This is a genomic window from Enterobacter sp. K16B (genome assembly GCF_020216105.1).
GTDB lineage: Bacteria > Pseudomonadota > Gammaproteobacteria > Enterobacterales > Enterobacteriaceae > Enterobacter > Enterobacter sichuanensis.
On record NZ_JAIWJZ010000073.1, the window covers coordinates 13,636 to 37,171 of the forward strand.

At 54.4% G+C, this 23,536-nt stretch carries 23 protein-coding genes and 2 pseudogenes; 12 read left to right on the forward strand and 13 right to left on the reverse strand.

Annotation, left to right across the window (positions count from 1 at the left end; genetic code table 11):
- Positions 1–21 precede the first annotated feature (21 nt).
- Positions 22–297 (reverse strand): DUF1471 family protein YjfY, encoded by a 276-nt coding sequence (gene yjfY, locus LDK53_RS14360; RefSeq protein ID WP_025758282.1) that lies wholly within the window; start codon positions 295–297, stop codon positions 22–24.
- A gap of 340 nt (positions 298–637) precedes the next feature.
- On the opposite strand from yjfY, the gene rpsF reads away from it, so the two are divergent.
- Genes rpsF through rplI form a run of 4 tightly spaced genes read left to right on the forward strand, consistent with a single transcriptional unit; the run spans position 638 to position 2,077 of the window.
- Positions 638–1,033, forward strand: a complete 396-nt coding sequence (rpsF, locus tag LDK53_RS14365) for a 30S ribosomal protein S6 (RefSeq protein ID WP_025758283.1) — start codon at positions 638–640, stop codon at positions 1,031–1,033.
- Between the two features lie 6 nt (positions 1,034–1,039).
- The gene (priB, locus tag LDK53_RS14370; RefSeq protein ID WP_025758284.1) at positions 1,040–1,354 is read left to right on the forward strand and encodes a primosomal replication protein N; all 315 of its coding nucleotides are present in this window, start codon (positions 1,040–1,042) and stop codon (positions 1,352–1,354) included.
- Positions 1,355–1,358: 4 nt separating this feature from the next.
- Positions 1,359–1,586 carry a 30S ribosomal protein S18 gene (gene rpsR, locus LDK53_RS14375; protein ID WP_000135199.1) on the forward strand — a complete coding sequence of 76 codons (228 nt, stop codon included), beginning with the start codon at positions 1,359–1,361 and terminating at the stop codon, positions 1,584–1,586.
- 41 nt (positions 1,587–1,627) lie between these two features.
- Complete coding sequence (gene rplI, locus LDK53_RS14380; RefSeq protein ID WP_003856039.1) at positions 1,628–2,077, forward strand: 50S ribosomal protein L9; 450 nt, start codon at positions 1,628–1,630, stop codon at positions 2,075–2,077.
- Between the two features lie 68 nt (positions 2,078–2,145).
- Here the strand turns inward: rplI and LDK53_RS14385 are convergent, their stop codons facing one another.
- Positions 2,146–2,790, reverse strand: a complete 645-nt coding sequence (locus LDK53_RS14385) for an OapA family protein (protein ID WP_045284427.1) — start codon at positions 2,788–2,790, stop codon at positions 2,146–2,148.
- 233 nt (positions 2,791–3,023) lie between these two features.
- Between LDK53_RS14385 and fklB the strand changes: the two genes are divergently transcribed.
- The gene (gene fklB, locus LDK53_RS14390) at positions 3,024–3,644 is read left to right on the forward strand and encodes an FKBP-type peptidyl-prolyl cis-trans isomerase (RefSeq protein WP_225287446.1); all 621 of its coding nucleotides are present in this window, start codon (positions 3,024–3,026) and stop codon (positions 3,642–3,644) included.
- A gap of 312 nt (positions 3,645–3,956) precedes the next feature.
- Positions 3,957–5,366 (forward strand): D-serine/D-alanine/glycine transporter, encoded by a 1,410-nt coding sequence (gene cycA / locus LDK53_RS14395; protein WP_008502891.1) that lies wholly within the window; start codon positions 3,957–3,959, stop codon positions 5,364–5,366.
- 86 nt (positions 5,367–5,452) lie between these two features.
- Here the strand turns inward: cycA and ytfE are convergent, their stop codons facing one another.
- Entirely contained in the window at positions 5,453–6,115 is a 663-nt protein-coding gene (gene ytfE, locus LDK53_RS14400; protein ID WP_225287447.1) for an iron-sulfur cluster repair protein YtfE, read from the reverse strand.
- Positions 6,116–6,359: 244 nt separating this feature from the next.
- On the opposite strand from ytfE, the gene LDK53_RS14405 reads away from it, so the two are divergent.
- Positions 6,360–8,009, forward strand: coding sequence for a methyl-accepting chemotaxis protein (locus tag LDK53_RS14405; RefSeq protein WP_047957605.1), 1,650 nt, complete (start codon positions 6,360–6,362; stop codon positions 8,007–8,009).
- Positions 8,010–8,048: 39 nt separating this feature from the next.
- Here LDK53_RS14405 and LDK53_RS14410 read toward each other — a convergent pair whose 3' ends face one another.
- The 3 genes from LDK53_RS14410 to LDK53_RS14420 form a co-directional block, all read right to left on the reverse strand.
- Positions 8,049–9,014, reverse strand: coding sequence for a DMT family transporter (locus LDK53_RS14410; RefSeq protein WP_225287448.1), 966 nt, complete (start codon positions 9,012–9,014; stop codon positions 8,049–8,051).
- A gap of 75 nt (positions 9,015–9,089) precedes the next feature.
- On the reverse strand, positions 9,090–9,914 hold the full coding sequence (locus LDK53_RS14415; RefSeq protein ID WP_025758291.1) for an AraC family transcriptional regulator: 825 nt from the start codon (positions 9,912–9,914) through the stop codon (positions 9,090–9,092).
- 81 nt (positions 9,915–9,995) lie between these two features.
- The gene (locus LDK53_RS14420) at positions 9,996–10,844 is read right to left on the reverse strand and encodes an SDR family oxidoreductase (protein WP_225287449.1); all 849 of its coding nucleotides are present in this window, start codon (positions 10,842–10,844) and stop codon (positions 9,996–9,998) included.
- A gap of 84 nt (positions 10,845–10,928) precedes the next feature.
- Here LDK53_RS14420 and LDK53_RS14425 point away from each other — a divergent pair, with 84 nt between their 5' ends.
- Entirely contained in the window at positions 10,929–11,315 is a 387-nt protein-coding gene (locus LDK53_RS14425; RefSeq protein WP_025758293.1) for a winged helix-turn-helix transcriptional regulator, read from the forward strand.
- Positions 11,316–11,383: 68 nt separating this feature from the next.
- On the opposite strand, the gene LDK53_RS14430 is transcribed toward LDK53_RS14425, so the two are convergent.
- A complete protein-coding gene (locus tag LDK53_RS14430; RefSeq protein WP_225287450.1) occupies positions 11,384–13,327 on the reverse strand; it encodes a bifunctional 2',3'-cyclic-nucleotide 2'-phosphodiesterase/3'-nucleotidase in 1,944 nt (647 codons plus the stop codon).
- Positions 13,328–13,517: 190 nt separating this feature from the next.
- Between LDK53_RS14430 and cysQ the strand changes: the two genes are divergently transcribed.
- Entirely contained in the window at positions 13,518–14,258 is a 741-nt protein-coding gene (cysQ, locus tag LDK53_RS14435; protein ID WP_025758296.1) for a 3'(2'),5'-bisphosphate nucleotidase CysQ, read from the forward strand.
- Here cysQ and LDK53_RS14440 read toward each other — a convergent pair.
- A complete protein-coding gene (locus LDK53_RS14440) occupies positions 14,252–14,809 on the reverse strand; it encodes a YtfJ family protein (RefSeq protein WP_025758297.1) in 558 nt (185 codons plus the stop codon). The two genes, cysQ and LDK53_RS14440, sit on opposite strands and share 7 nt — an antisense overlap.
- 324 nt (positions 14,810–15,133) lie before the next feature.
- Here LDK53_RS14440 and LDK53_RS14445 point away from each other — a divergent pair, with 324 nt between their 5' ends.
- Positions 15,134–15,340 carry a DUF1107 domain-containing protein gene (locus LDK53_RS14445; RefSeq protein WP_008501430.1) on the forward strand — a complete coding sequence of 69 codons (207 nt, stop codon included), beginning with the start codon at positions 15,134–15,136 and terminating at the stop codon, positions 15,338–15,340.
- Between the two features lie 71 nt (positions 15,341–15,411).
- On the opposite strand, the gene LDK53_RS14450 is transcribed toward LDK53_RS14445, so the two are convergent.
- On the reverse strand, positions 15,412–16,749 hold the full coding sequence (locus LDK53_RS14450; RefSeq protein ID WP_025758299.1) for a hemolysin family protein: 1,338 nt from the start codon (positions 16,747–16,749) through the stop codon (positions 15,412–15,414).
- A gap of 528 nt (positions 16,750–17,277) precedes the next feature.
- Between LDK53_RS14450 and LDK53_RS14455 the strand changes: the two are divergent.
- Positions 17,278–17,922: pseudogene (locus LDK53_RS14455) on the forward strand (HNH endonuclease signature motif containing protein); the annotation flags it as partial.
- An 18-nt stretch (positions 17,923–17,940) separates the two neighbouring features.
- The gene (locus tag LDK53_RS14460; protein ID WP_045284434.1) at positions 17,941–18,435 is read left to right on the forward strand and encodes a YrhA family protein; all 495 of its coding nucleotides are present in this window, start codon (positions 17,941–17,943) and stop codon (positions 18,433–18,435) included.
- Positions 18,436–18,613: 178 nt separating this feature from the next.
- Here LDK53_RS14460 and LDK53_RS14465 read toward each other — a convergent pair whose 3' ends face one another.
- From LDK53_RS14465 to LDK53_RS14480, 4 genes and pseudogenes are all read right to left on the reverse strand, one after another.
- The gene (locus LDK53_RS14465; RefSeq protein WP_059385665.1) at positions 18,614–20,161 is read right to left on the reverse strand and encodes an MFS transporter; all 1,548 of its coding nucleotides are present in this window, start codon (positions 20,159–20,161) and stop codon (positions 18,614–18,616) included.
- Positions 20,162–20,238: 77 nt separating this feature from the next.
- Positions 20,239–21,262: pseudogene (locus LDK53_RS14470) on the reverse strand (Gfo/Idh/MocA family protein).
- Between the two features lie 12 nt (positions 21,263–21,274).
- Entirely contained in the window at positions 21,275–22,342 is a 1,068-nt protein-coding gene (locus tag LDK53_RS14475) for a Gfo/Idh/MocA family protein (RefSeq protein WP_104556461.1), read from the reverse strand.
- A 2-nt stretch (positions 22,343–22,344) separates the two neighbouring features.
- A complete protein-coding gene (locus LDK53_RS14480) occupies positions 22,345–23,523 on the reverse strand; it encodes a Gfo/Idh/MocA family protein (RefSeq protein ID WP_225287451.1) in 1,179 nt (392 codons plus the stop codon).
- Positions 23,524–23,536 lie beyond the last annotated feature (13 nt).

The following is a 23,536-nucleotide window of genomic DNA, read 5'->3' on the forward strand; positions in this document are numbered from 1 at the left end:
CCTGGTGCTAGCGTTAAAGCGTTATCGGTAAATATCTGCACTGGCGTGCATATTGCCGTTGCTGCCGGGCTCACGCGTCAGAACGACGTGATAGTAGGTTGCGCCCTGTGCATCGGTTTCTTCATTAAGCGCCTGATCTGCTTCACTTTCAGTGGCGAAATTATGATTAATGTAGATTACGCCCAAGCTTTGCACATCATCCATGTTCCTGGCCTGCCGGCCGTCTATTTTGATGGCTGCCATCGCGTTTGCACTGAGCAAAAGCGCCGCCATAATGGCTAATGCGATTTTTTTCATGATTTGCGCTCCACGACTGCGTGCTGTGAGAGGGGAATGCTCCTTCTTTAATTCAGGTGATCTCTGATTAAAGTGTAATCACTCATCCGGCGGGGATGCGTGACCATTTCTGATGCAGTTGTTCAAAAAAACACCGCTTCCTGATGCGATTAATTTTAAATCACCCACTTAGACCAGCTTTACGCTTTGTGCGAATTATTTGTGCAATCAGCTTGAGTTTCCGGGGGCGCGCAAGTATTATAACGCGTCAATTTTTCAGCCGACCTTTAACACGTTCCTTGCCTCCCCGGGCCTCGGCTGACCCAGACAGGAGGCTGAATAATCCGTAAGGAGCAATTCGATGCGTCATTACGAAATCGTTTTTATGGTCCATCCTGACCAGAGCGAACAGGTTCCGGGTATGATCGAGCGCTACACTGGTGCAATCACTGCAGCAGCGGGCACGATCCACCGTCTGGAAGACTGGGGCCGCCGTCAGCTGGCTTACCCGATCAACAAACTGCACAAAGCTCACTACGTTCTGATGAACGTTGAAGCGCCGCAGGAAGTGATCGATGAGCTGGAAACTAACTTCCGCTTCAACGATGCCGTTATCCGCAGCATGGTTATGCGTACTAAACACGCAGTTACCGAAGCATCTCCGATGGTTAAAGCGAAAGACGAGCGCCGTGAGCGTCGCGATGATTTCGCAAACGAAACCGCAGATGATTCTGATGCTGGGGATTCTGAAGAGTAATTTCTGATGACCAACCGTCTGGCGTTGTCCGGCATCGTATGCAGGGCTCCCCTTCGAAAGGTCAGTCCATCAGGAATTCCGCATTGCCAGTTCGTGCTTGAGCATCGTTCTGTGCAAGAGGAAGCCGGGTTTCACCGGCAGGCGTGGTGCCAAATGCCCGTTATTGTTAGCGGACACGAAAACCAGGCCATTACTCACAGTTTAACGGTCGGTAGTGCAGTAATCGTTCAGGGGTTCATTTCTTGCCACAAGGCAAAGAACGGTCTGAGCAAAATGGTTCTGCATGCCGAGCAGATTGATTTGATAGATTCTGGAGACTAGCCATATGGCACGTTATTTCCGTCGTCGCAAGTTCTGCCGTTTCACCGCGGAAGGCGTTCAAGAGATCGACTATAAAGATATCGCAACGCTGAAAAACTACATCACCGAAAGCGGTAAGATTGTCCCAAGCCGTATCACCGGTACTCGTGCAAAATATCAGCGTCAGCTGGCTCGCGCTATCAAACGCGCTCGCTACCTGTCCCTGCTGCCGTACACTGATCGTCATCAGTAATCGGGCACGGTCCATTAATACGACTTTAAGAGGATAAGGTAATGCAAGTTATTCTGCTTGATAAAGTAGCAAACCTGGGCAGCCTGGGTGATCAGGTAAACGTTAAAGCGGGCTACGCTCGTAACTTCCTGGTTCCACAGGGTAAAGCTGTTCCAGCTACCAAGAAAAACGTAGAGTTTTTCGAAGCACGTCGCGCTGAACTGGAAGCCAAACTGGCTGACGTTCTGGCGGCTGCTAATGCTCGCGCTGAAGCAATCAACGCACTGGGCACTGTTACCATCGCTTCCAAAGCTGGCGACGAAGGTAAACTGTTCGGTTCCATCGGTACCCGCGATATCGCTGATGCAGTTACTGCAGCAGGCGTTAAAGTGGCTAAGAGCGAAGTTCGTCTGCCGAACGGCGTTCTGCGTACCACTGGTGAGCACGAAGTTGACTTCCAGGTTCACAGCGAAGTGTTCGCTAAACTGGTTGTTAACGTTGTAGCTGAGTAATTTTTTACTCTGCTCACGTTGAAACGCCGGCCTTGCGCCGGCGTTTTGCTTTTTAAAGAAACCGGTTTTTAACGCGCCCGGATAAAACTGCCGTCAGGCTGGCGAGTAAACAGCACCTGCTGACCATTGCCGGTATCAATCGTTAATCCTGTCACCACACCGCTGGCATTCTGGCGAATCTGCACCATCTGCCCGTTCTGCAGGTTACTGAGCGGCTTACCCGCGCCTTCCACTTGCGCCATGGCATAGACGTCGGTCGGCGGCAGGTTGTGGTCGCGGAACAGCTGTGCCAGGGTTTTGCCCGGCTCTACGCGATAGGAACGCCACTGCTGTTCAATACCGGTGGGTTGTTGTGCCGGTGGCGCAGACGGGGTGGCGGCCTGCTCCTGCGGCTGTTCATCCTGAATGGGCTCTGGCTCAACCGGTGCGACCTGACCCGGATCGTTCGACGGGGTGACGAGTTGCGTCTGCATGGGTTGTGCGTCAGGCTGCGGTCGCGTTTGCGACTGAATGTCCAACTGAGCGTTGCGGGTGACGGGCGCGGTATCGACATCATCGCCACCGGAAGGAAGCAGGAAGCCCACGATCACCATCAACGCGCCAATGATGATCCCTCTGCGATGCAGAGGCGGCAGCGGATCCATGATGCGAAAATTGTCCGGCGCTTGCCAGATTTTCGCCAGGGTAGGTTTCAGTTCAAATCGCCCGGGCATGGCACTCCTCCTGCTCCGCGTCTTTTTTATCCTGTGCTCCGAAGTATAGTTTGCTAACTGCCTGAACGACGTAGCAAACCCGACATCCGTGACATCAGTTCGGGATTAATCCTGGTTCTCTCTATTGTTTCTGTTTCGTCGCGGTTTGTCACCTTAACTTCAGACAAAGTTTTACCCATAAGGGCATGGCTGATATGCTGCCCGCTACTTTAAATGTGATGGAAGGAAAACCCATGTCCACCCCGACTTTTGACACTATCGAAGCGCAGGCAAGTTACGGTATCGGCTTGCAGGTAGGACAGCAACTGAGCGAATCCGGCCTGGAAGGTCTGTTACCAGAAGCGCTGGTGGCGGGTATCGCTGACGCGCTGGAAGGCAAACAGCCTGCCGTTCCGGTCGATGTCGTACACCGTGCGCTGCGTGAAATCCACGAACGTGCTGACGCCGTGCGTCGTGCGCGCTTTGAAGAGATGGCAGCCGAAGGTGTGAAATATCTCGAAGAGAACCGTGAGCGTGAAGGCGTGAACAGCACCGAGTCCGGTCTGCAGTTCCGCGTGATCAATCAGGGCGACGGCGCAATCCCGGCGCGTACCGACCACGTTCGCGTCCACTACACCGGTAAACTGATCGACGGTACCGTTTTCGACAGCTCCGTCGCGCGCGGCGAACCGGCTGAGTTCCCGGTGAACGGCGTTATCGCGGGCTGGATCGAAGCGCTGACCCTGATGCCAGTCGGTTCCAAATGGGAACTGACTATCCCGCATAACCTGGCTTACGGTGAACGTGGCGCTGGCGCGTCCATCCCGCCATTCAGCACCCTGGTATTTGAAGTCGAGCTGCTGGAAATTCTGTAATCGACTTTTCTTATTTCCTCTCCCCGGTTGGGGAGGGGAAAATAGTGTTAAAACCTATAGTTACGACGTAATCAATATTTTATCTTGCAAACGAAACTGTTGCGTGTATTTTTGTGAGCTGTTTCGCGCTGTATGAGTGATATGACACTCACTTTCAACATATTGTTAACATAATATCTAAATCATAGTGTTCATCCCGCCGATTCTTACCTAATATCGATTAGCCCTTACACGGGGAACGTCATCTTTTGACGTATTTAAAGGCCAGAAGAGCCTTAACAACACAGACAGGCATAAACAGGAAAATATCACATGGTAGATCAGGTCAAAGTCGTCGCCGACGAAGAGGCGTCGTCTGAACAGTCGCTACGGCGCAATCTCACAAACCGTCATATTCAGCTTATTGCCATTGGGGGTGCCATCGGTACCGGGCTGTTTATGGGGTCAGGCAAAACCATCAGTCTCGCCGGACCGTCAATCATATTTGTGTATATGATTATCGGTTTTATGCTGTTCTTCGTGATGCGTGCAATGGGTGAATTGCTGCTCTCGAACCTCGAATACAAATCCTTCAGCGACTTTGCTTCTGACCTGCTCGGGCCGTGGGCAGGCTATTTCACCGGCTGGACCTACTGGTTCTGCTGGGTTGTGACCGGTATGGCGGATGTCGTGGCGATCACGGCTTACGCGCAGTTCTGGTTCCCGGGACTGTCGGACTGGGTGGCCTCGCTGGCAGTCATTGTGCTGCTGCTGAGCCTCAACCTGGCCACCGTTAAAATGTTCGGTGAGATGGAGTTCTGGTTCGCGATGATCAAGATCGTGGCGATTGTCGGACTCATCGTGGTGGGTCTGGTGATGGTGCTGACGCACTTCCAGTCCCCAACCGGTGTTCAGGCATCGTTCACCCATCTGTGGAATGATGGGGGCTGGTTCCCGAAAGGCATCAGTGGCTTCTTTGCGGGCTTCCAGATCGCGGTGTTCGCCTTTGTGGGGATTGAGCTTGTCGGTACGACCGCTGCGGAAACCAAAGATCCGGAGAAATCACTGCCGCGCGCAATCAACTCCATTCCGGTGCGTATCATCATGTTCTATGTCTTCGCGCTGATCATCATTATGTCTGTGACGCCGTGGAGTTCAGTGGTGCCAAGCAAGAGCCCGTTCGTTGAGCTGTTCGTGCTGGTGGGTCTGCCTGCTGCCGCGAGCCTGATTAACTTCGTGGTGCTGACTTCTGCGGCCTCGTCGGCCAACAGCGGCGTGTTCTCTACCAGCCGTATGCTGTTTGGTCTGGCGCAGGAAGGCGTGGCGCCGAGCGCGTTTGCTAAGCTGTCTAAACGTGCGGTACCGGCGAAAGGGCTGACCTTCTCCTGCATGTGCCTGCTGGGCGGCGTGGTAATGCTCTACGTGAACCCAAGCGTGATTGGCGCGTTTACCATGATCACGACGGTCTCTGCGATCCTGTTCATGTTCGTCTGGACCATCATCCTGTGTTCATACCTGGTGTACCGCAAGCAGCGTCCACACCTGCATGAAAAATCAATCTACAAAATGCCGCTGGGCAAGCTGATGTGCTGGGTGTGCATGGCGTTCTTCGTGTTCGTACTGGTTCTGCTGACGCTGGAAGATGATACCCGTCAGGCACTGATCGTCACGCCGCTGTGGTTTATCGCGCTGGGGCTGGGCTGGATGTTTATCGGTAAGAAACGGATGGCAGGCATGCGGTAAGCATGTTGCCGGGTGGCGCTGACGCTTACCCGGCCTACGTTCGAGGACGTTGTAGGCCCGGTAAGCGCTAGCGGCACCGGGCTTTTTTATTCCCCCGCTAATGCCCGCGGGAACAGAACGTTATTCTCCAGACTGATGTGGTCCATCAGGTCATCGATCATCTCGTTAATGCCGTTATACATCGCTTTCCATGTGGTGCATGCTTCCGGTGGCGGGGTGACGTTGTGGGTGGTGTGCTTGATCACCTCCAGCAGTTCGCCCGCCTCATCATGTTCGCTTTCCATCACGCTGATGGGCCCCATCGCCTGACTGCCCATTCCCTGTTTTATCATCGGGAAGAGGATCTGCTCCTCTTTCATCATGTGGCTGGAGAGCTCTTCGTGCAGCAGGGTCAGGTATTTCGCCAGGCCGCGGGGTACGGAAGGTTTGTCGGCATGAACGCGTTCCACTTTGGTCGCCTGCAGGATCAGTTCCGGCAGTTGTTCGCGATGACGGTCATGGTAACGTTTGATGATATGGTCAATGATTTCCGCAAGCGGGGCGGCGCGCCAGTCCTTGTCGACAGGCTGCTCGGCCAGCTGTGCCAGCTCTGCTTCAATCACCTCAACGTCCAGCGCCTTGCGCGAAGCCGCACGCGCCAGGGTTTGTTTACCGCCGCAGCAGTAATCCATATCGTATTTACGGAACAGCGCAGAAGCGCGAGGAATGGAGAGCGCCAGCTCGCCAAGGGGTTGGTCGCGAAAGGCCATAGGAGTTACCTCGTCATCAATAATATAAATTGCATTTTAAATGCATCTTTATGGTGGCGCTATAACCCTTAGGAGGGAAGGGTGAAAATGCGATGCAGATCACAAAAAAATAGCTCTTTTAACTCCCTGAATGGGCTCGGGAAAATCCTTTAGAAACTTTTTAAAAGTGGAGAAACAGTAAACAACCCGCCGCGCCTGCCGATAGATCCACGTCAGACAAACCTGCATATAACAAAGGCTACGCATGTTTAAACGTATAAAAGTCATTACCCTTCTCATTTCGGTGCTGCTTGTGCTCGGCATCATGCAAGTGATTTCTGCCGGTATCTTTATCAACGCGCTGAATAACGATAAAGACAACTTCACCGTGTCGCAGCTTTCCAGCAAAAATGTGGCGGAGTTTACCGACGCGTGGATCAGCCTGAACCAGGCGCGCGTCACCCTGAACCGCGGGATGCTGCGCCTGCAAAGCAGCATGGCCTCGCAGATTAACGGCGGGCAGTTAAATGAGCTGGTGAACACGGCGAAAAACCTGCTGGCGGAAGCGCAGGTCCATTACGATAAATATTATGCCTTGCCGAATACCCCGGGGCTGGATGAAAACCTGGCGAACAGGCTTGAAGAGCAGTACCGCATATACTCCGCGACGCTGACGCAAATGAACGTTCTGCTGAGCCAGGGCAATCTGGAAGATATGTTTAAGCAGAATGCGGAGCAAAAACAAAACGCGATGCAGACGGTTTATCGTGAATGGCGTGAAGCGCAGGCTGCGCTGACAGATAAAGGCATTCAGGATAATGAAAGTGATTACAAGCGCATCCTGTGGATCCTCTCTGCGGTGATGTTGCTGGTGATTGTGGTGATTATTTCCAGCTGGGTAGCCATGCGCCGCGTGCTGCTGCTGCCGCTGGAAGAGGTCATCAACCATATCCGTGCCATTGCGGCAGGGGATTTGACCCAGCCGATTCAGGCAGACGGTAACAATGAAATGGCGATTCTGGCGCGCAACGTGCAGGAGATGCAAACCTCACTGGCGAACACCGTGGGCGTGGTGCGAGAAGGGGCCGATACCATTTACACTGGTGCCGGTGAAATTTCTGCCGGCAGTAACGATCTCTCTTCCCGTACCGAACAGCAGGCTGCTTCCCTGGAAGAGACGGCAGCCAGCATGGAACAGCTGACGGCAACCGTGAAGCAGAACGCCGATAACGCGCGTCAGGCTTCCCGTCTGGCGCTGGATGCCTCTTCAACAGCGAAGAAGGGCGGAAACGTGGTCGAAGGCGTTGTACGTACCATGGAAGAGATCGCCACCAGCTCCAGTAAAATCGCGCAAATTACTAACGTGATCGACGGTATTGCCTTCCAGACTAATATCCTGGCGTTGAACGCGGCGGTGGAAGCGGCACGCGCAGGTGAGCAGGGGCGTGGCTTTGCGGTGGTGGCCGGTGAAGTGCGTACCCTGGCTCAGCGCAGCGCTCAGGCGGCGAAAGAGATCAAAGCGCTGATCGATGATTCCGGCGAGCGCGTAAACGCCGGCTCGCAGCTGGTTAATGAAGCCGGAGCCACGATGGCTGAGATCGTTAATGCGGTTACCCGCGTGACCGACATCATGGGTGAAATTGCCTCGGCTTCTGACGAGCAGAGCCGCGGTATCGACCAGGTGGGCCAGGCGGTAGCCGAGATGGACCGCGTGACCCAGCAGAACGCCTCGCTGGTGGAAGAGTCTGCGGCCGCGGCTGCCGCGCTTGAAGACCAGGCTGCTCGTCTGAACGATGCGGTGGCGGTGTTTAAAATCATCCGCAACCAGGCGGTCAAAACGGCACCGGTAAAAACCTACGTGCCTAAAGCGCAGCCCGTCGCGGCTGCGTCTGAAGCGAACTGGGAAACGTTTTAATATCATGCCGGGTAAGGCGTAGCCGCCACCCGGCAAAAATCACATCTCCGACGCCGGAACGACCCTCGGTTTTTCCGGCTTTGCTTTAACGGCCATCACCACCCCTACCACCAGCAACGCGATCCCGCAGGCCGTTAACAGCGGCGGCACGCTCTGGCGCATCAGGAAGGTATACAGCAGCCCGGCCAGGGTTTCGAAGACGATCAGCGGACCTAAGATCACCGTCGGCAGCTTCTGGCTGGCAATGTTCCAGCACAGCGCGCCCACCCAGGAGCAGAGCACGGCAATGGCGATCATCAGCCCGACAAAGACCCATGGTCGCGGTCCGAAGGGCTGTGCGAAGTCCGGCTGTTGATGGCTTAACCAGATACACGCCCCAACATATCCCGCCAGTGAGATCGGCAGCGTCACCAGCGCCTGCGCCGTTGCCCACATCATTGGATGTTTTTCCGGGTTCTCCCGCAGCCAGCGCGCATTGCGCAGGGCATACCAGGCCCAGCATGCGACAGAAATAAACGCCAGGCCGATCCCCGAGCCGTACCGCCAGAGGCTGAAGTCCACCCGCCCATGACGCAGTTCGGCAATATTGACGCATACCAGACCCACGGCGGTGCAGATCAGCGCTGGCGCCATTTTTGACCACGCCAGTTTGCCATCTCGCTGGCTGTAGAGCAGGTTCGCAAAGACGGGGATGACGACCGGCAGCGTGCCGATAATCATGGTCGACACCGGCGCGCCGGTACGCTGAATGGCGCTGGCGAGGCACACGTAATAGACAAGATTACCCATCATGGTCAGCGCCAGCGCGGTGCCCCAGTCCTGACGGCTAAGCTGACGCAAGCGCGCGCGTCCCAGCCACGCCAGGGGGAGGGCAATTAGCCCCAGCGCCAGATAACGTCCTGTCGACTGCAGCAGTGCCGGGTATTCGGGCACGATCAGCGGACCGACAAAAATCAGCCCCCACATCATCCCGGCCAGCAGGGCATACAACACACCACTAATCATTTTTCCATCCACATTGATTCACGTTGCGATCAGTGTAGGCGGGGCAAAGGGGGGCGTATTGTATGAGATTGCGCATTAGCGCCGGGCGACCTGCTTCTGATAGCGCACGGGGGTAATGCCGTAGCGGCGGGTAAACGCGCGGGTTAAATGCGACTGGTCGGTCAGCCCGGTTGCGGCGGCGACTTCTGCTGCAGGCATGCCGTGCGTGAGGAACGCCTTGGCGCGCCACAGGCGGATGGCCATCAGCATCTGATGCGGCGTCACATGAAAATGGGCTTTGAACTGGCGCTGGAAATGGTACGGGCTCAGCGAGACGACGCTGGCCAGCTCGTCCAGCGTCAGGGCGTGCATATAGTTATCGTGCAGATACTCACGCACCCGTTCGAACCGATGTGCCCCTTCGTGAATTACCGGCGCGTGGTGGGCTAACGGCTGGAAGGTCTCAATCAGATCCAGCAGCAGCCCTTTTTGCGCCAGCGGGTCGTCCGTGTGCCACAAACCATAAATGAGTCTGCCGATTTGCTGCGAGCGCAGCGGGTCATAACGGGTCACATCGCTAAACCACCAGTGCCGGAGGCCGGTAACCTCTTCCAGCAGATCGGGTTCGATGTACACCATCCGGTAGCGCCAGCCGTCTTCGGTGGCGGATTCACCGGTATGGATCTCGTCCGGGTTCATGGTCACAACGGATTTTTCAGGGGCGAGGTGCTGGGTGCCGCGATAGCGAAAACGCTCGGCACCGGTTTCAATGGTGCCGATTCCGAAGGCTTCATGGGTATGAGGCTCAAAGGCATAGCGGGAAATATGCGCGTGATAGAGTTCGATGCCCGGCACCTGCGCCAGATGGCGAAAGCGCGCGTGGTCTCTCTCATCAATGAACTGTTCCGGTACGCCTTGCACGGGGAGCCTCCTCATGGGTCATCTCTCCATTATCAAAGATGACCCGAGGGGATGCCACAAAAAATAACCAGTTCTTAACAATTACAGGATGGCTTTGACGCTCTCCGCCAGCGGCGTGGTCGGGCGGCCGATCAGTTTACTCAGGGTACGGCTGTCGTCGAACAGGCCGCCTTTCGACGCGCCCACATCGGAGTCCGCCAGCATATCCGCCAGCCCTGCCGGCAGACCAACCCCCTTCAGCGCGGCGGCAAAATCCGCCTCACTGAGGTTCTGATAGGTGACTGGCTTCCCGCTCTGTTTGCTGAGCTCAGCCGCCAGTTCGCTCAGCGTCCAGCCGTGGTCGCCCGCCAGTTCGTAGACCTTGCCCGCATGACCCTCTTCAGCAATCACTTTGGCCGCCGCCGCGGCATAGTCTGCACGGGTGGCAGAGGCAATCTTGCCGTCACCGGCTGCACCAATAAAGACGCCATGCTCCAGCGCAGGCGGCGCGCTTGCCAGATAGTTTTCGGTATACCAGCCGTTGCGCAGCAGGGCATAAGGAATGCCGGACGCCGCCAGCGCGTTTTCCGTGGCAACGTGCTCAACGTGCAGACCCAGCGGAGAGGTGTCCGCATGCAGCAGGCTGGTGTAGGCGATAAATTTCACGCCAGCGGCTTTGGCGGCGTTAATCACGTTCTGGTGCTGTGTCGCGCGCTGGCCGACTTCGCTGGACGAGATCAGCAGCAGCTTATCCACGCCATTCAGCGCAGCGGTGAAGGCGGCTTCGTCGGTGTAGTCAGCCTGACGCACCACAATCCCCTGCTGGCTCAAGGCTTGCGCTTTCGCCGGGTTACGTACGATGGCTACAATCTGGCCGGCCGGGACGGTTTTTAGCAGCTGTTCGATAACAAGATGGCCAAGCTGGCCGGTAGCGCCGGTAATCGCGATCATGATGAATCTCCTTCGTGTTTGTCTGGTGTTGTGGCACACTAGCACCATAGCTAACTTTTAGTAAGTACGTACAAAAAGGTAAGTATGAAAACAACGATCCCGACGCTCAGCGAACAAATGCGCGATGGCAATCTTTTCGCGGAACAGTGTCCTTCGCGGGAGGTACTCAAACACGTGACCAGCCGCTGGGGGGTACTGATTCTGCTGGCCCTGCGTGAGGGAACGCACCGCTTTAGCGATCTGCGCCGTAAAATGGGCGGCGTAAGTGAAAAGATGCTGTCCCAGTCACTCCAGGCGCTGGAGATGGACGGGTTTGTCGATCGCGTGTCGTATCCGGTTGTGCCGCCGCACGTAGAGTATAGCCTGACGCCGCTTGGCGTAGAGGTGAGCGAGAAAGTCGCCGCGCTGGCGGACTGGATCGAGGTGAATACGCCGAAGGTGATGGCGAATCGGGACGAGCGTGCGGCGTAAAAGGCGGGAATGTGCGGCCTGATGCCCTCACCCTGACCCTCTCCCACAGGGAGAGGGAAGTTTTTCTTTTACTTGCTCAGGTCAAGCTGATAAATGGCGAACCCAATATCATCCGTCGCCACCTGTTTCATCGGATACTGCGCTTTATCCTTAATAAACGCGGCTGCCTTATCGGACGGTGAGGTTTCAACGCGGATGTCCAGCGGCGTCGCGCTGTGGATCGGCGCCAGACGCCAGTTGTTATCCACCGCCGGGTGAATTTCTCCACGCTTTTTCGACTCCGCGCCGATCCAGGCGGCCAGCACCGCGCGGTTTTCGTCCGGCGAGGCAAAGGCGATGTGGCTGTCCCCCGTACCGGCAAACTTCCCGCCGTAGGCGCGATAGTTATTGGTCACCACCAGGAAGGTGGCTTTGGGATCAATCGCTTTACCGTTGAAGGTCAGGTTTTTGATGCGCTCTGCCTGCGGGTTAATCGCCTGACACTCGCCGTCATATTTTGCCGGCTGGGTCACGTCAATCTGGTAGTTCACGCCGTCGATCACATCAAAGTTGTAGGTGCGGAAACCGTCCCAGTTAATCAGCGACTGCGGCTTACTGCTGTGCGGATCAATCTGGTTAAACTGCCCGGCGGAGCACTCCAGCCACTCTTTTACCTCCTGACCGGTCGCTTTTACCACCACCAGGGTGTTCGGGTAGAGATAGAGATCGGCGGCGTTACGGAAGGTCAACTGGCCCTTTTCAACCTCCACATAGCTTGCCGGATCGTTCTTACGCCCGCCCACTTTGAACGGTGCCGCGGCGGAGAGGACCGGCAGTTTTGCCAGATCCGGATCGCCCTGAATAAAGTGTTCGGCATAGGCTTTCTGCGCCATGTTGACCACCTGGACGGTCGGGTCATCCTGCACCAGCGCCAGGAAGCTGTACATATTGTCGGCGGATTTGCCGATCGGTTTGCTGACGAATTCACGGGTGGCGTCGTGATCGTGCTTCAGCACGTCGACCAGCTTTTTATCTTCCGCCGCCAGTGACTTTTTCGCTGCCGCGTCGTAAATCGGGCGCGCTTCAGCTTTTGAGTGCGTGACCTTCCAGCTGCCGCCGTCGTTATTCAGCACCAGATCCACCACGCCGAGATGGTCGCCCCACATGCCTGGCATCACCGATGGCACGCCGTTGAGCGTCCCTTTCTCGATGTCCGCTCCTTTAATGCTGGCAAAATCGTTGCCCGGGAAGACCGCGTGAGCGTGACCGAAGAGGATCGCGTCGACGCCCGGAACTTCACTCAGGTAGTACACGGAGTTTTCTGCCATGGCCTGGTACGGATCGGCCGAGAGGCCGGAATGGGCGACCACGACAACCAAATCCGCCCCTTTCTCGCGCATCTCCGGCACGTATTTACGCGCGGTCTCGGTAATGTCGTTAACGGTGACTTTGCCGCTGAGGTTTGCCTTATCCCACGTCATGATTTGCGGCGGCACAAAACCGATGTAGCCGATTTTCAGTGTCTGCTTGTTACCGTCCTGGTCGACCACCTCTGTCTCTTTAATCAGGTAAGGGGTAAAGAGCGGCTTTTGGGTCTTAACGTCAATGATATTGGCGTTAACGTACGGGAATTTGGCCCCTGCCAGCGCATCATGCAGGTATTTCAGGCCGTAGTTGAATTCGTGGTTGCCGAGGTTGCCGACGGTGTAGTCCAGCGTGTTCATCGCTTTATACACAGGGTGGATCTCGCCTTTTTTCAGTCCCTTCGCCGCCATGTAATCGCCGAGCGGGCTGCCCTGAATGAGATCGCCGTTGTCGACCAGCACGCTGTTTTTCACTTCACCGCGCGCGGCGTTGATCAAACTTGCCGTACGTACCAGACCGAATTTTTCCGTCGGGGTATCTTTGTAGTAATCGAAGTCCATCATGTTGCTGTGCAGGTCGGTTGTTTCCAGAATACGCAGATCAACCGTCGCCGCCTGCACGCTCGCTGCAATCAGCGTCGCCAGGAGCGTTGCGCTAAACTTAATCATCAGAGGAGTCCTTTTTTCGATCCAGGCCACAAAAGAGTATGTATCTATAACGTGTTGCTTACAGAAATGTGAATCCTGACAGAAAAAAGTAACCTGAAACCGGAATTGCTTCACAGATAGCGGAATTGTTCACATTACGATATAACTAAAACAAAGAGTTAACCTCACTGCGTTAACAAAGAGGTGGAAAATGCTAGATAAGATTTGTCAGCTCGCACGGGATGCGGGGGAAGCCATCATGCAGGTGTATGACGGTAGTAAACCCATGGAGGTTGTCAGTAAAGCAGATGACTCTCCGGTCACGGCAGCGGATATCGCGGCGCATAAGGTGATCCTGCAGGGTTTACAGGCCTTAACGCCGGACATCCCTGTGCTCTCTGAAGAAGCGCCGCAAAGCTGGGAAGAGCGTCAGCACTGGCAGCGTTACTGGCTGGTAGACCCACTGGACGGGACGAAAGAGTTCATCAAGCGCAACGGTGAGTTCACCGTCAACATTGCCCTGATTGAGAAAGGCAAAGCGGTGCTGGGCGTGGTCTACGCGCCGGTGTTAAAAGTGATGTACAGCGCCGCAGACGGGAAGGCCTGGAAGGAAGAGTGCGGCGTACGTAAGCAGATCCAGGTGCGCGATGCGCGTCCACCGCTGGTGGTGATTAGCCGCTCGCACAGCGACAGCGAGCTGCAGGAGTATCTGCAACAGCTGGGTGAACACCAGACCACCTCGATTGGCTCATCGCTGAAATTCTGCCTGGTGGCGGAGGGGCATGCGCAGCTGTACCCACGCTTTGGGCCAACCAACATCTGGGATACCGCGGCCGGGCATGCCGTGGCCGCGGCTGCCGGGGCGCATGTTCATGACTGGCAGGGCAAACCGCTGGACTACACCCCGCGCGAATCGTTCCTCAACCCCGGCTTCCGCGTCTCTATTTATTGAGCCAGCAGCTTATGCAGCAGGTCGACAACCTGCTGCACCTCTTCCTGAGTCAATGCCCCGTCTTTTACCCACTCTACGCGGCCCTCTTTATCCAGCACGATAATCGCAGAGCTCTCTTCCTCAAGCTGCCATGCCTTACGCGTCACGCCGTTGCTGTCGACGATAAACTGCGACCACGGGTAGAGCTTTTTATTACTCTCAAGGCTTGAGCGCACAAACATACCGGAGCCTGGAATGGCGTCATCGGTATTCACAATGGTGGTGGTCTGGTAGCGGTCATGAGGGAATTTTGCGGCTTTGATCGCTTCCACGAGGTTGGCATTTTTCTCTTTTGCAGATGTACGACCGGCAATATGTTGTACAACTCTCACTTTGCCCGCGAGCTGCGCGCTATTCCAGGGTTTATAGCTAAACTTATCATTGTCGAGAATCAATTCTCCCCGGTCAGCAATGCCGACTGGCGGTACACGTTGTCCTTTTTCAATGTTGTGAGCGCAAGCCCACAGAGGCAGCAGCAGGCAAGCTGCGGCAAGGATAGTACGTAGGGTCATGGCGTTTCCTTATTGTTTGCAGGTGATCCGACCACTTGGTCATGCGCTTTTAATGATAAGTGCGATCAATGTGGTTTTCCCGCAATCGCGATGCCAGTTTGCGGGTCAACGCACATATCCACGAAAAAACGACGGCTTATACTGCCCTCAATGGCGGTTTGCAAAGATTATTCTGAATAATTGTAATCAAACGGTAAATAAACTTATGCACACTGGGTAACAACGTAGTTCTGGTCTATAGTCATTGGGCATTAAAATTTGCGCTCAGGACAGTCGGGCCGATTGTGGCACCGCAAGAGCGTATGATTCGCAGGAGATACAAGAATGAAAATTTTCCAACGCTACAACCCGCTTCAGGTGGCGAAGTACGTGAAGATCCTGTTCCGTGGACGGTTGTATATCAAGGATGTTGGCGCTTTTGAGTTTGATAAGGGCAAGATCCTTGTCCCAAAAGTGAAGGACAAACAGCACCTGTCTGTGATGTCCGAAGTCAACCGTCAGGTTATGCGTCTGCAAACTGAGATGGCTTAACCAACGTGCTATGCAGTAGTTAAACAAACGGCTCCCGATGGGAGCCGTTGATGTTTGTGGGGGCAGGAACCTTACGCCGACACCTTCTCTTCCGCATCTGGCAACTTCGGTACCAGCACGGTCGGCTTGTTATCGATACGCGTCACCAGCAGCTGGTCGATGCGGTAGTTATCAATATCCACCACCTCAAACTTGTAGCCGGAGAACTTCACCGAGTCGGTACGTTTTGGGATTTTACGCAGCATAAACATCATAAAGCCGCCGATGGTCTCGTAATTTCCGGACTGCGGGAACTCGTCGATATCCAGCACGCGCATCACGTCTTCAATCGGTGTGCCGCCATCAATCAGCCATGAGTTATCGTCACGCTGAACAATCTGCTCTTCCAGCCCCTGACCAACCAGGTCGCCCATCAGGGTGGTCATGACGTCATTGAGGGTAATGATACCCACCACCAGAGCGTATTCGTTCATGATCACCGCGAAGTCTTCCCCGGCGGTTTTAAAGCTTTCCAGCGCTTCTGAAAGCGTCAGGGTGTCCGGCACAATCAGGGTATTGCGGATCTGCACGCCGCTGTTGAGCGCCAGGCTCTGGTTCGCCAGCACGCGGTTCAGCAGATCTTTCGAGTCGACGTAACCGATGATGTGGTCGATATCTTCATTACAGACCAGGAACTTAGAGTGCGGATGCTGCGCCACTTTGTTCTTCAGGCTCTGCTCATCTTCATGTAAATCGAACCAGATAATGCTTTCACGGCCCGTCATGGAAGAGGGAACGGTACGGGATTCCAGTTCGAATACGTTCTCAATCAGCTCGTGTTCCTGCTTACGCAGCACCCCGGCCAGCGCACCGGCTTCCACGACCGCATAAATGTCGTCAGAGGTGATGTCGTCTTTACGCACCATCGGCAGTTTAAAGATGCGGAAAATCACGTTCGCCAGGCCGTTGAAGAACCACACCAGCGGACGAAACACGTACAGACAGAAGCGCATCGGGTTGATGATACGCAAAGCTACAGCTTCTGGCGCAATCATACCGATGCGTTTCGGGGTCAGGTCAGCGAAGAGGATGAACAGCCCGGTCACCAGCGAGAAGGAGAGAATAAAGCTCAGCTGCTCGGCCAGTTCGGCGGACATGTACTGCACAAAGAGGCTATAAAATGCCGGGGAAAACGCCGCATCGCCCACGATACCGCCCAGGATGGCGACCGCGTTCAGGCCAATTTGCACCACGGTGAAGAACGTACCGGGGTTCTCCTGCATTTTGAGAATGCGGGAGGCGTTGATATTGCCTTCGTCAGCAAGCAGCTTCAGTTTGATTTTACGGGACGCGGCCAGCGAGATCTCCGATATCGAGAAAAATGCACTAACGGCAATAAGACAAAGTATTACTAAAATACTGTTTAACATAGTTTATCCGGCTTCTCGCCAGATCCTCAGAAGGGGAGTTGATACCATTTGTGTGAAAACACATTGAACACCAGCTCGTAGCGTTGAGCCGATTATTTCAGCGGGTAGTATAGCGTAAAGAGATGTAAATCTGCCAGAGGTCACATTTTGGCGTTTTTGCACCGCTGCGTGTTGGGTTTGGAGTTTGCCGGGAACCTTCTACAGATAAGCCTACGAACACAGGTCATAACAATCATTTGTTTTCAAGGCGATGCGGTTATAAAATGCACAGTTCGTTTCCAAAAGGAATTGGTTATGAGTTTTAGCTTACCGGGATTTAACCAGTTCTATCTCTCAAGGGATAACCTTGAACCAGAAAAGTATGAATTGATCACTCGCCCTTCTGTCACATGGGATTACATCCGGCAGGAGTTCGAGTTTGATGACAGATATCGCGATCATTATCATGTTGAAGGGCTAAGACCTCGCCCCACTTCATTTGCATTATCTTCCTTCGGTGGTACATCGACCCCAGTTTCTGAACCGACATACAAGACGATTAACAGCAAGTCCGCAGGACGTTTACTGGCTGCTGGCGGTGTTTACAATGGTAACGTTGAGGGCTTCAGGAAAACGGCGGAACAGTTAGGTGGAGATGCGGTTAAGGGATATGATCAAGTACTGAATGAACAAACAGCAGGTACAGCTATTTCGGCGGCTTCAATTCTGTTAGCGAAACGACCTAACCCACAACTATATGATGAAATGACAAGCTATCTGGGGAAACTCAGAGGTGAATCCAGATTAGTTAATGGAATTACAATTACCGATATTAATTATACTAAAAGAAATCCAGCAGAAGCAGCATTATTAAGAAAAGAATTCGATAGCACAGTAAGAAAGGAATTTGTTAAAGAAATTGCTGCCACTCCTGATGCGGCTAATATATTTTCACCATCACAGTTACTTAGGATGAATAGTGGGAAGTCTCCAGATGGATGGGATGTTCACCACAAACTTCCATTAGATGATGGTGGTACTAATTCTTTTAATAACTTAGTGTTAATCGAAAAGGAACCATATCATAAGATTTTTACAAACATGCAGAGGTCAGCAGCTAAAAATTTAGTACCAGGGGAAAGTAGAGTAACACCGTGGGCAATACCTACTGGTTCAATTTACCCACTTAAATAAGTTTATGGAATCATGAAAATGAAAATAGAAAACATTCTTGCAGAACTGAAAAGTGAAATGATTAAGTGGGAGTATCCAGTTCAAGACCCAATTGGGAAATCATTTCTTAACAGTATTTTGAACAGAAAACCTGATTCAAGTACGACACCAATGTTAGAAAATTTAGCAGATGAACTTTGTGTTTTATTTTCCAACCAACCCGACTACATCACATTCTTAGAGTATATGGACGGATTTGAATATGACGGTCTTACTCTATTCAGTTTGTCTATCCCTGAACCATTAGTTAAAAATCTATTTGTGATGAATGATTTCTATAGAGACAATGATGATTTTATAGATCCTGATCTTGCAGAAAGATTAGTCATTGGTGAAAATAGCATATCATTATTCACCTATGATACTAAATCCAATTTGTTTGAAATTAGGGATAATGCCTCTACAGAATCGATATATGGTTCATTTGATAATTTCAATGACTTTTTAAGTGAAATACTTGAAACAGTTAAGTAAGTATTCTTTCTGCAAATTATGCCCCCCTGTAGTATAAATATCATAGGGGGTCTTTATTATCCGCAGTAATATGCCAGAGTTTTCCTTTTATAGCATAAAGAGATCTAAATCTGCCAGAGGTCACATTTTGAGTAAAACGGGGCCGGGCTGACGGGGAGCGCCTGCCCGGCGAGAAGCACTATTTTGCGGGAGATAACCCGACGTTGCCCACGGCACGGCGTGTCGCATCGCCGCCCCAGACCTGATCATACTCATAGCCGGTGAGCTGTTTGATCACCACGCGCGTCCTGGCGTCGCAGTCGCGGTAATCTCCGCCGAGCTTACGGCGCGCAATCTCTTTCAGGAGCAGCTTATGCGTCTCGCGGGTGAGCTTAAACATGTAGGTAGTGAAGAAGCTGACCGCCAGCAGGGCTGACGTCGCGAAAATCATCAGACCCATTATCGCCCCCAGCGCGCTTTCAGGCTGCACGCCGCTGCCTTTCACAAAACCGGCCTCCTGCAGCACCAGGCCAATAATCATGATGGCCATCGCCACGGTGCTTTTGCGGGTCAGGACCATGACGCCGGCAAAAATGCCTTCGCGGCGCTGCTGCGTCACTATCTCGTCGATATCCGGAATGAAGCTGTAGATGTTCCACGGTATGTAATAGAGGCCTGAGCGGGCGGCACCGAGCAGGATAAAGACCGCCGAGAACAGCAGCGTCGGCACCTGGGTTTTGGTCAGGTAGATCGCAAACAGGAAAGCCAGCACCAGGAAAATGCAGCTGTAGGAGAGGCGCAACGCAGCGGAAGGGGTGATATTCAGCCTGTTCAGCAGCAACATAAATCCATACGTGCCGGGTACCGAGGCGAATGCCGCAATGCTCAGCCAGCCCGACACCGCCGCCGCATCCTGGCTCAGGCAATATACGACATAATAGGTAAAGACCGACCCGAACACGTCCATCGCCGTAAAGGAAAAGATATAAATAATAATGTGCAGGCGAAACGCGCGGATCCGGAAAGAGGAAAAGAGATCCAGTACCAGATATTTCAGGTGATTGAGTATCCCGCTGCTGCGATGATTCTCCACTTTAAACGTGGATTCCTGTTGCACATCCTTCGCTTCCCAGGTGATGTACCAGGTAATAAATACCGCGATGCAGAATACACAGGAGAAGATCAGCCCGGTGAGGGTATAGGTAAACGGATTATCTTTCCCTGTGAACTGCATAATCACGCCGGGAACGGAAACCGCAAGAAAACCACCCAGCTGGGAACAGATCATCCGCACGCCGGAGAGGCGGCTACGCTCCTCATACCGGTTTGTCATCTCTGCCGCCAGGGTTTCCCAGGGCACCAGCACCATCGCCGACAGCAGCTCAATCGAGAGGTATGTGCCCAGGTAATACCAGTAACCCATGTCCGTTAACCACAGCAGAGCATATAAAAACATTAACGGTGAACTGAGTAATAAAAAGAAGCGGCGACGACCAAATTTACGCCCGAGCCAGGTGTCGCCGAAATTATCGGTGATATACCCCATAATCGGACTTAATAACGCATCGATAACGCGGGCAATCGCGAATATAGACCCCGCTTCAATCACCGAGAGGCCGCAATAGGTGGTGTAAAAAAATAACAGCCAGGTGCCGATAATGGCGAAAGCGCCGCCGCCAAACAGATCGGTTATGCCGTAGCCGAGCGCCACGCCATAACCCACTCTACGTTCAGTTGGTTTGACCATAATAATATCCAGTGTAGGGTAGCTATAAACCCATATTTGGGTCGTTTTTTATTTACTGCTGGAATACAAATTACGTTCTAGTTGTTGATCTCTATCCATTGCCTTAATTGAGATGAGCGGTAAATAGCCTCCACAAGGGTGAGTGATTTTCCGGCCTCACGGATGTCGGTGTAGTCCGCGTAGCCCGGGTGGGTAATCGCGTGATAAAAACGGCGGATCGCCTGCTGATGCCCGAGCCCCCAGTAACTTTTGACCGAGCCATCCGGGGAGTCGTCGCTCGCGAGGGTAACGCGCTCCCCCGACGTCACGCGCCAGAGCGTGTTGTCGTTCAGCAGCAGCGAGCCCCGCTCACAGTGGATCTCCATCAGGAGCGGGGAATCGGTGGTATTGCAGTTGCTGGCGTAAAACAGGCCACGCGCGCCGTTGGCAAAGTGCAGGGTGGCCATCGCGCTGTCTTCGCCTTCGGCTAACCGCCGCCAGCTCACCGCTATCCACCACGCCTTTCACACGCGTCACCCCGCCGGCGAACCACTGCATCAGGTCGAGGGTATGAATGGCCTGGTTGATCAGCAGGCTGCCACCTTCCGTTGCCAGCCGCCCGCGCCAGGGACTTTCGGTGTAATACGTCCCCGAGCGTGACCATGTCAGCACCGCTTTGATGCTGAGCATTTTCCCCAGTTCGCTATCGTCCAGCGCCTGGCGAATGCGCAGGCTGGTGGGGTTATAGCGGTTCTGATAACACACGCCGAGCAGACCCGATGCCTGTTCAGCGGCGCGGGTGATATCCACCAGTTCGCTGCGGTTCATGCCTACCGGTTTTTCGCAGAACACATGCTTCCCGGCGGCGAGCGCCGCCAGGATCATGGGCTTATGCTCGACATGCGGCGTGCAGATATGCACCACGTCGATGGCGTCATCCAGCAGCATTTCCCGGTAATCCTGATAAAAGCGGCACTGATAGCCCATTGCCAGCTTCAGCCCTTTCACGCTTTCGGTATCGACCAGCGCGCGCAGCGCGACCCCGGGGATCTGGCGCAATGCATTGATATGGCAAATGTGGATCGCCCCGGCACCGATCACCGCCGTGTTCAGGATCGTCATCGTCGCCTCCCGTTATTCCGTCGCGTTGGCCAGCATCTGTGCCTTCACGCAAAGCTCCGCTGCCTTGAAGGCGTGGGCCTGGGTCATGGCGTTTTCAGTACGATGCAAACAGTCGAGGATCAGTTCGCCAAAGAACGGGAAGCCGACCTGGCCGGCGACCGGATAGCGGAACTCTCCCTCTTTATTGACGAGGTACACCACGTCCTGCTCGCCGCGGGTGAGATCGACATATTTGCGGATCTCGATATACCCGTCGGTGCCGAGCAGCGTCAGGCGGCCATCGCCCCACGTAGAAAGCCCGTCAGGGGTAAACCAGTCGCAGCGGAAATAGCCGCTGGCGCCGTTTTCCCCTTTCAACATGGCATCACCAAAATCTTCGAAGGCGGGATACTGTGGGTGTTTGACGTTGCGGACCTGGCTTGCCACCACGGAGGCGTCGCGGTTGCCGGTGTAAAAAAGAAACTGTTCAATCTGATGGCTGCCGATATCGCACAGAATCCCGCCGAAATAACGACGATCGTAGAACCAGTCCGGGCGCCCGGTGCCTTCCCGGTGCGGGCCTGTCCCCAGCGTTTGTACGACGCGGCCAATGGCCCCTTGCTGCACCAGCTGTCCGGCAAAGACCGCGCTCTCCACATGCAGGCGTTCGCTGTAATACACCGCGTATTTGCGGCCCGTTTTTTCCACCATGGCTTTGGCGTCTTCCAGTTGCTCAAGGGTGGTGAGCGGCGCTTTATCCGTGAAGTAGTCCTTGCCGGCGGCCATCGTTTTCAGCCCCAGCGCGCAGCGCTCGGAGGGAATGGCGGCGCCTGCCACCAGGCGTACCTCATCGTCGGCGAGGATCTGCTCCAGCGACGCGGCGACGCGTGCCTGCGGATACTGCTGGATGAATTTATCCACTTTGGCCGGGTCAGGATCGTACACCCACTTCAGCGTGGCCCCGGCTTCAATCAGTCCGTTACTCATGCCGTAGATATGGCCGTGGTCGAGCGCGGCGGCGGCAAAGACAAATTCGCCTTCCTTCACCACCGGCTGTGGCTTACCGACCGGCGCGTAGTTCATTCCGTCATTTTTGTTCATGGTTAGAGTCCTCGATCCAGATCTTTGCCCAGAGGGATGGCGTCGACCTCACTGAAGTTGGCGACGCTTGCGGATTTTTCATAAAAACGGGGGGCGAGGCTGTTCGTCCCACCGGTGCGGTAAAACGGGTCGTCGCGCTGAATCGGCAACGAGACCACAGTGCGGGTAATGGCGGATTTATAAATCGCGGTAATCAGCTCCAGGGAGCGTTTGCCCTGCAGACCATCGACTAACGGCGCCGTGCCGTGCCCGATGGCGTCAAGCAGATCGTTAATCTGCCCGGTGTGCAGCGTCCAGTCGAGCTTCGGCGTCTCCTGAAACACGGCGTCGAGCTGCGCTTCTCGCTGCTGGTCGTGGGTTTCCTGCGGGAAACCGTTGTCCGCACTGACGCTGGCAAAGGCCTGCCATGGCGCGGAGATGCGCGCCTTTTCACCCTGGATAATGATTTTCTGATCTTCCCCGTGGTGCACGACGGAGGCGATCAGCTGGGTGAGCGCGCCGCTGGGGTATTTAAATATCGCGGCGCTGAGGTCCTCCACTTCGGCATTGTCGTGCGCCACGTTGGTCATCATCGCCACCACCTCGGACGGGAAGCCCAGCATCCACTGAATGGCGTCGATGTGGTGAACCGCGTGGTTAAGGGTGCAGCCGCCCCCCTCTTTTTCCCAGGTACCGCGCCACCAAAGGTCGTAGTAGCAGTGTCCGCGCCACCAGAACGAATCCACCTGGGCATGACAGATCTTGCCGGCAAGACCGGAATCCAGCGCCGCTTTTAAACGCCAGAAGGCGTCGGTAAAGCGGTTCTGGGCAATGATGGAGAGGATTTTGCCGCTGGCCTTTTGTGCGGCGATCATCGCGTCGCACTCCTCCAGCGAGGCGGCCATCGGTTTTTCGCACAGTACATGGCAACCGGCATTGAGGGCATCAATGCTGATCTCTGCATGGACGTAGGGCGGGGTGCAGACATCCACGATGTCGATCTCCGGCTCTGACGCCAGCATCTGCTGGTGGTTTTCATACACGCGGGCGTCCGTCAGGCCGTAGCGCGTTTTTTTCTCGTGGGCTTTTTCCGGGTAGATATCCACCAGCGCGACGATCCGACAGCGCTGGCCAAACTGCAAATAGCCCTGAATATGGTTATGCGAGATATTCCCTGTTCCCACGATAGCGACATTTAACATCGTTTCTTCTCCG

What these genes read in the sequence shown, in the direction of transcription:
- LDK53_RS14480 (WP_225287451.1), bottom strand. Translation starts at nt 23,523, where the DNA reads ATGTTAAATGTCGCTATCGTGGGAACAGGGAATATCTCGCATAACCAT.
- rpsF (WP_025758283.1), top strand. Translation starts at nt 638, where the DNA reads ATGCGTCATTACGAAATCGTTTTTATGGTCCATCCTGACCAGAGCGAA.
- LDK53_RS14475 (WP_104556461.1), bottom strand. Translation starts at nt 22,342, where the DNA reads ATGAACAAAAATGACGGAATGAACTACGCGCCGGTCGGTAAGCCACAG.
- LDK53_RS14440 (WP_025758297.1), bottom strand. Translation starts at nt 14,809, where the DNA reads ATGACCCTACGTACTATCCTTGCCGCAGCTTGCCTGCTGCTGCCTCTG.
- LDK53_RS14425 (WP_025758293.1), top strand. Translation starts at nt 10,929, where the DNA reads ATGAAAACAACGATCCCGACGCTCAGCGAACAAATGCGCGATGGCAAT.
- cysQ (WP_025758296.1), top strand. Translation starts at nt 13,518, where the DNA reads ATGCTAGATAAGATTTGTCAGCTCGCACGGGATGCGGGGGAAGCCATC.
- LDK53_RS14385 (WP_045284427.1), bottom strand. Translation starts at nt 2,790, where the DNA reads ATGCCCGGGCGATTTGAACTGAAACCTACCCTGGCGAAAATCTGGCAA.
- LDK53_RS14460 (WP_045284434.1), top strand. Translation starts at nt 17,941, where the DNA reads ATGAAAATAGAAAACATTCTTGCAGAACTGAAAAGTGAAATGATTAAG.
- yjfY (WP_025758282.1), bottom strand. Translation starts at nt 297, where the DNA reads ATGAAAAAAATCGCATTAGCCATTATGGCGGCGCTTTTGCTCAGTGCA.
- rplI (WP_003856039.1), top strand. Translation starts at nt 1,628, where the DNA reads ATGCAAGTTATTCTGCTTGATAAAGTAGCAAACCTGGGCAGCCTGGGT.
- priB (WP_025758284.1), top strand. Translation starts at nt 1,040, where the DNA reads ATGACCAACCGTCTGGCGTTGTCCGGCATCGTATGCAGGGCTCCCCTT.
- LDK53_RS14430 (WP_225287450.1), bottom strand. Translation starts at nt 13,327, where the DNA reads ATGATTAAGTTTAGCGCAACGCTCCTGGCGACGCTGATTGCAGCGAGC.
- fklB (WP_225287446.1), top strand. Translation starts at nt 3,024, where the DNA reads ATGTCCACCCCGACTTTTGACACTATCGAAGCGCAGGCAAGTTACGGT.
- LDK53_RS14420 (WP_225287449.1), bottom strand. Translation starts at nt 10,844, where the DNA reads ATGATCGCGATTACCGGCGCTACCGGCCAGCTTGGCCATCTTGTTATC.
- LDK53_RS14405 (WP_047957605.1), top strand. Translation starts at nt 6,360, where the DNA reads ATGTTTAAACGTATAAAAGTCATTACCCTTCTCATTTCGGTGCTGCTT.
- LDK53_RS14445 (WP_008501430.1), top strand. Translation starts at nt 15,134, where the DNA reads ATGAAAATTTTCCAACGCTACAACCCGCTTCAGGTGGCGAAGTACGTG.
- rpsR (WP_000135199.1), top strand. Translation starts at nt 1,359, where the DNA reads ATGGCACGTTATTTCCGTCGTCGCAAGTTCTGCCGTTTCACCGCGGAA.
- LDK53_RS14450 (WP_025758299.1), bottom strand. Translation starts at nt 16,749, where the DNA reads ATGTTAAACAGTATTTTAGTAATACTTTGTCTTATTGCCGTTAGTGCA.
- LDK53_RS14465 (WP_059385665.1), bottom strand. Translation starts at nt 20,161, where the DNA reads ATGGTCAAACCAACTGAACGTAGAGTGGGTTATGGCGTGGCGCTCGGC.
- ytfE (WP_225287447.1), bottom strand. Translation starts at nt 6,115, where the DNA reads ATGGCCTTTCGCGACCAACCCCTTGGCGAGCTGGCGCTCTCCATTCCT.
- cycA (WP_008502891.1), top strand. Translation starts at nt 3,957, where the DNA reads ATGGTAGATCAGGTCAAAGTCGTCGCCGACGAAGAGGCGTCGTCTGAA.
- LDK53_RS14410 (WP_225287448.1), bottom strand. Translation starts at nt 9,014, where the DNA reads ATGATTAGTGGTGTGTTGTATGCCCTGCTGGCCGGGATGATGTGGGGG.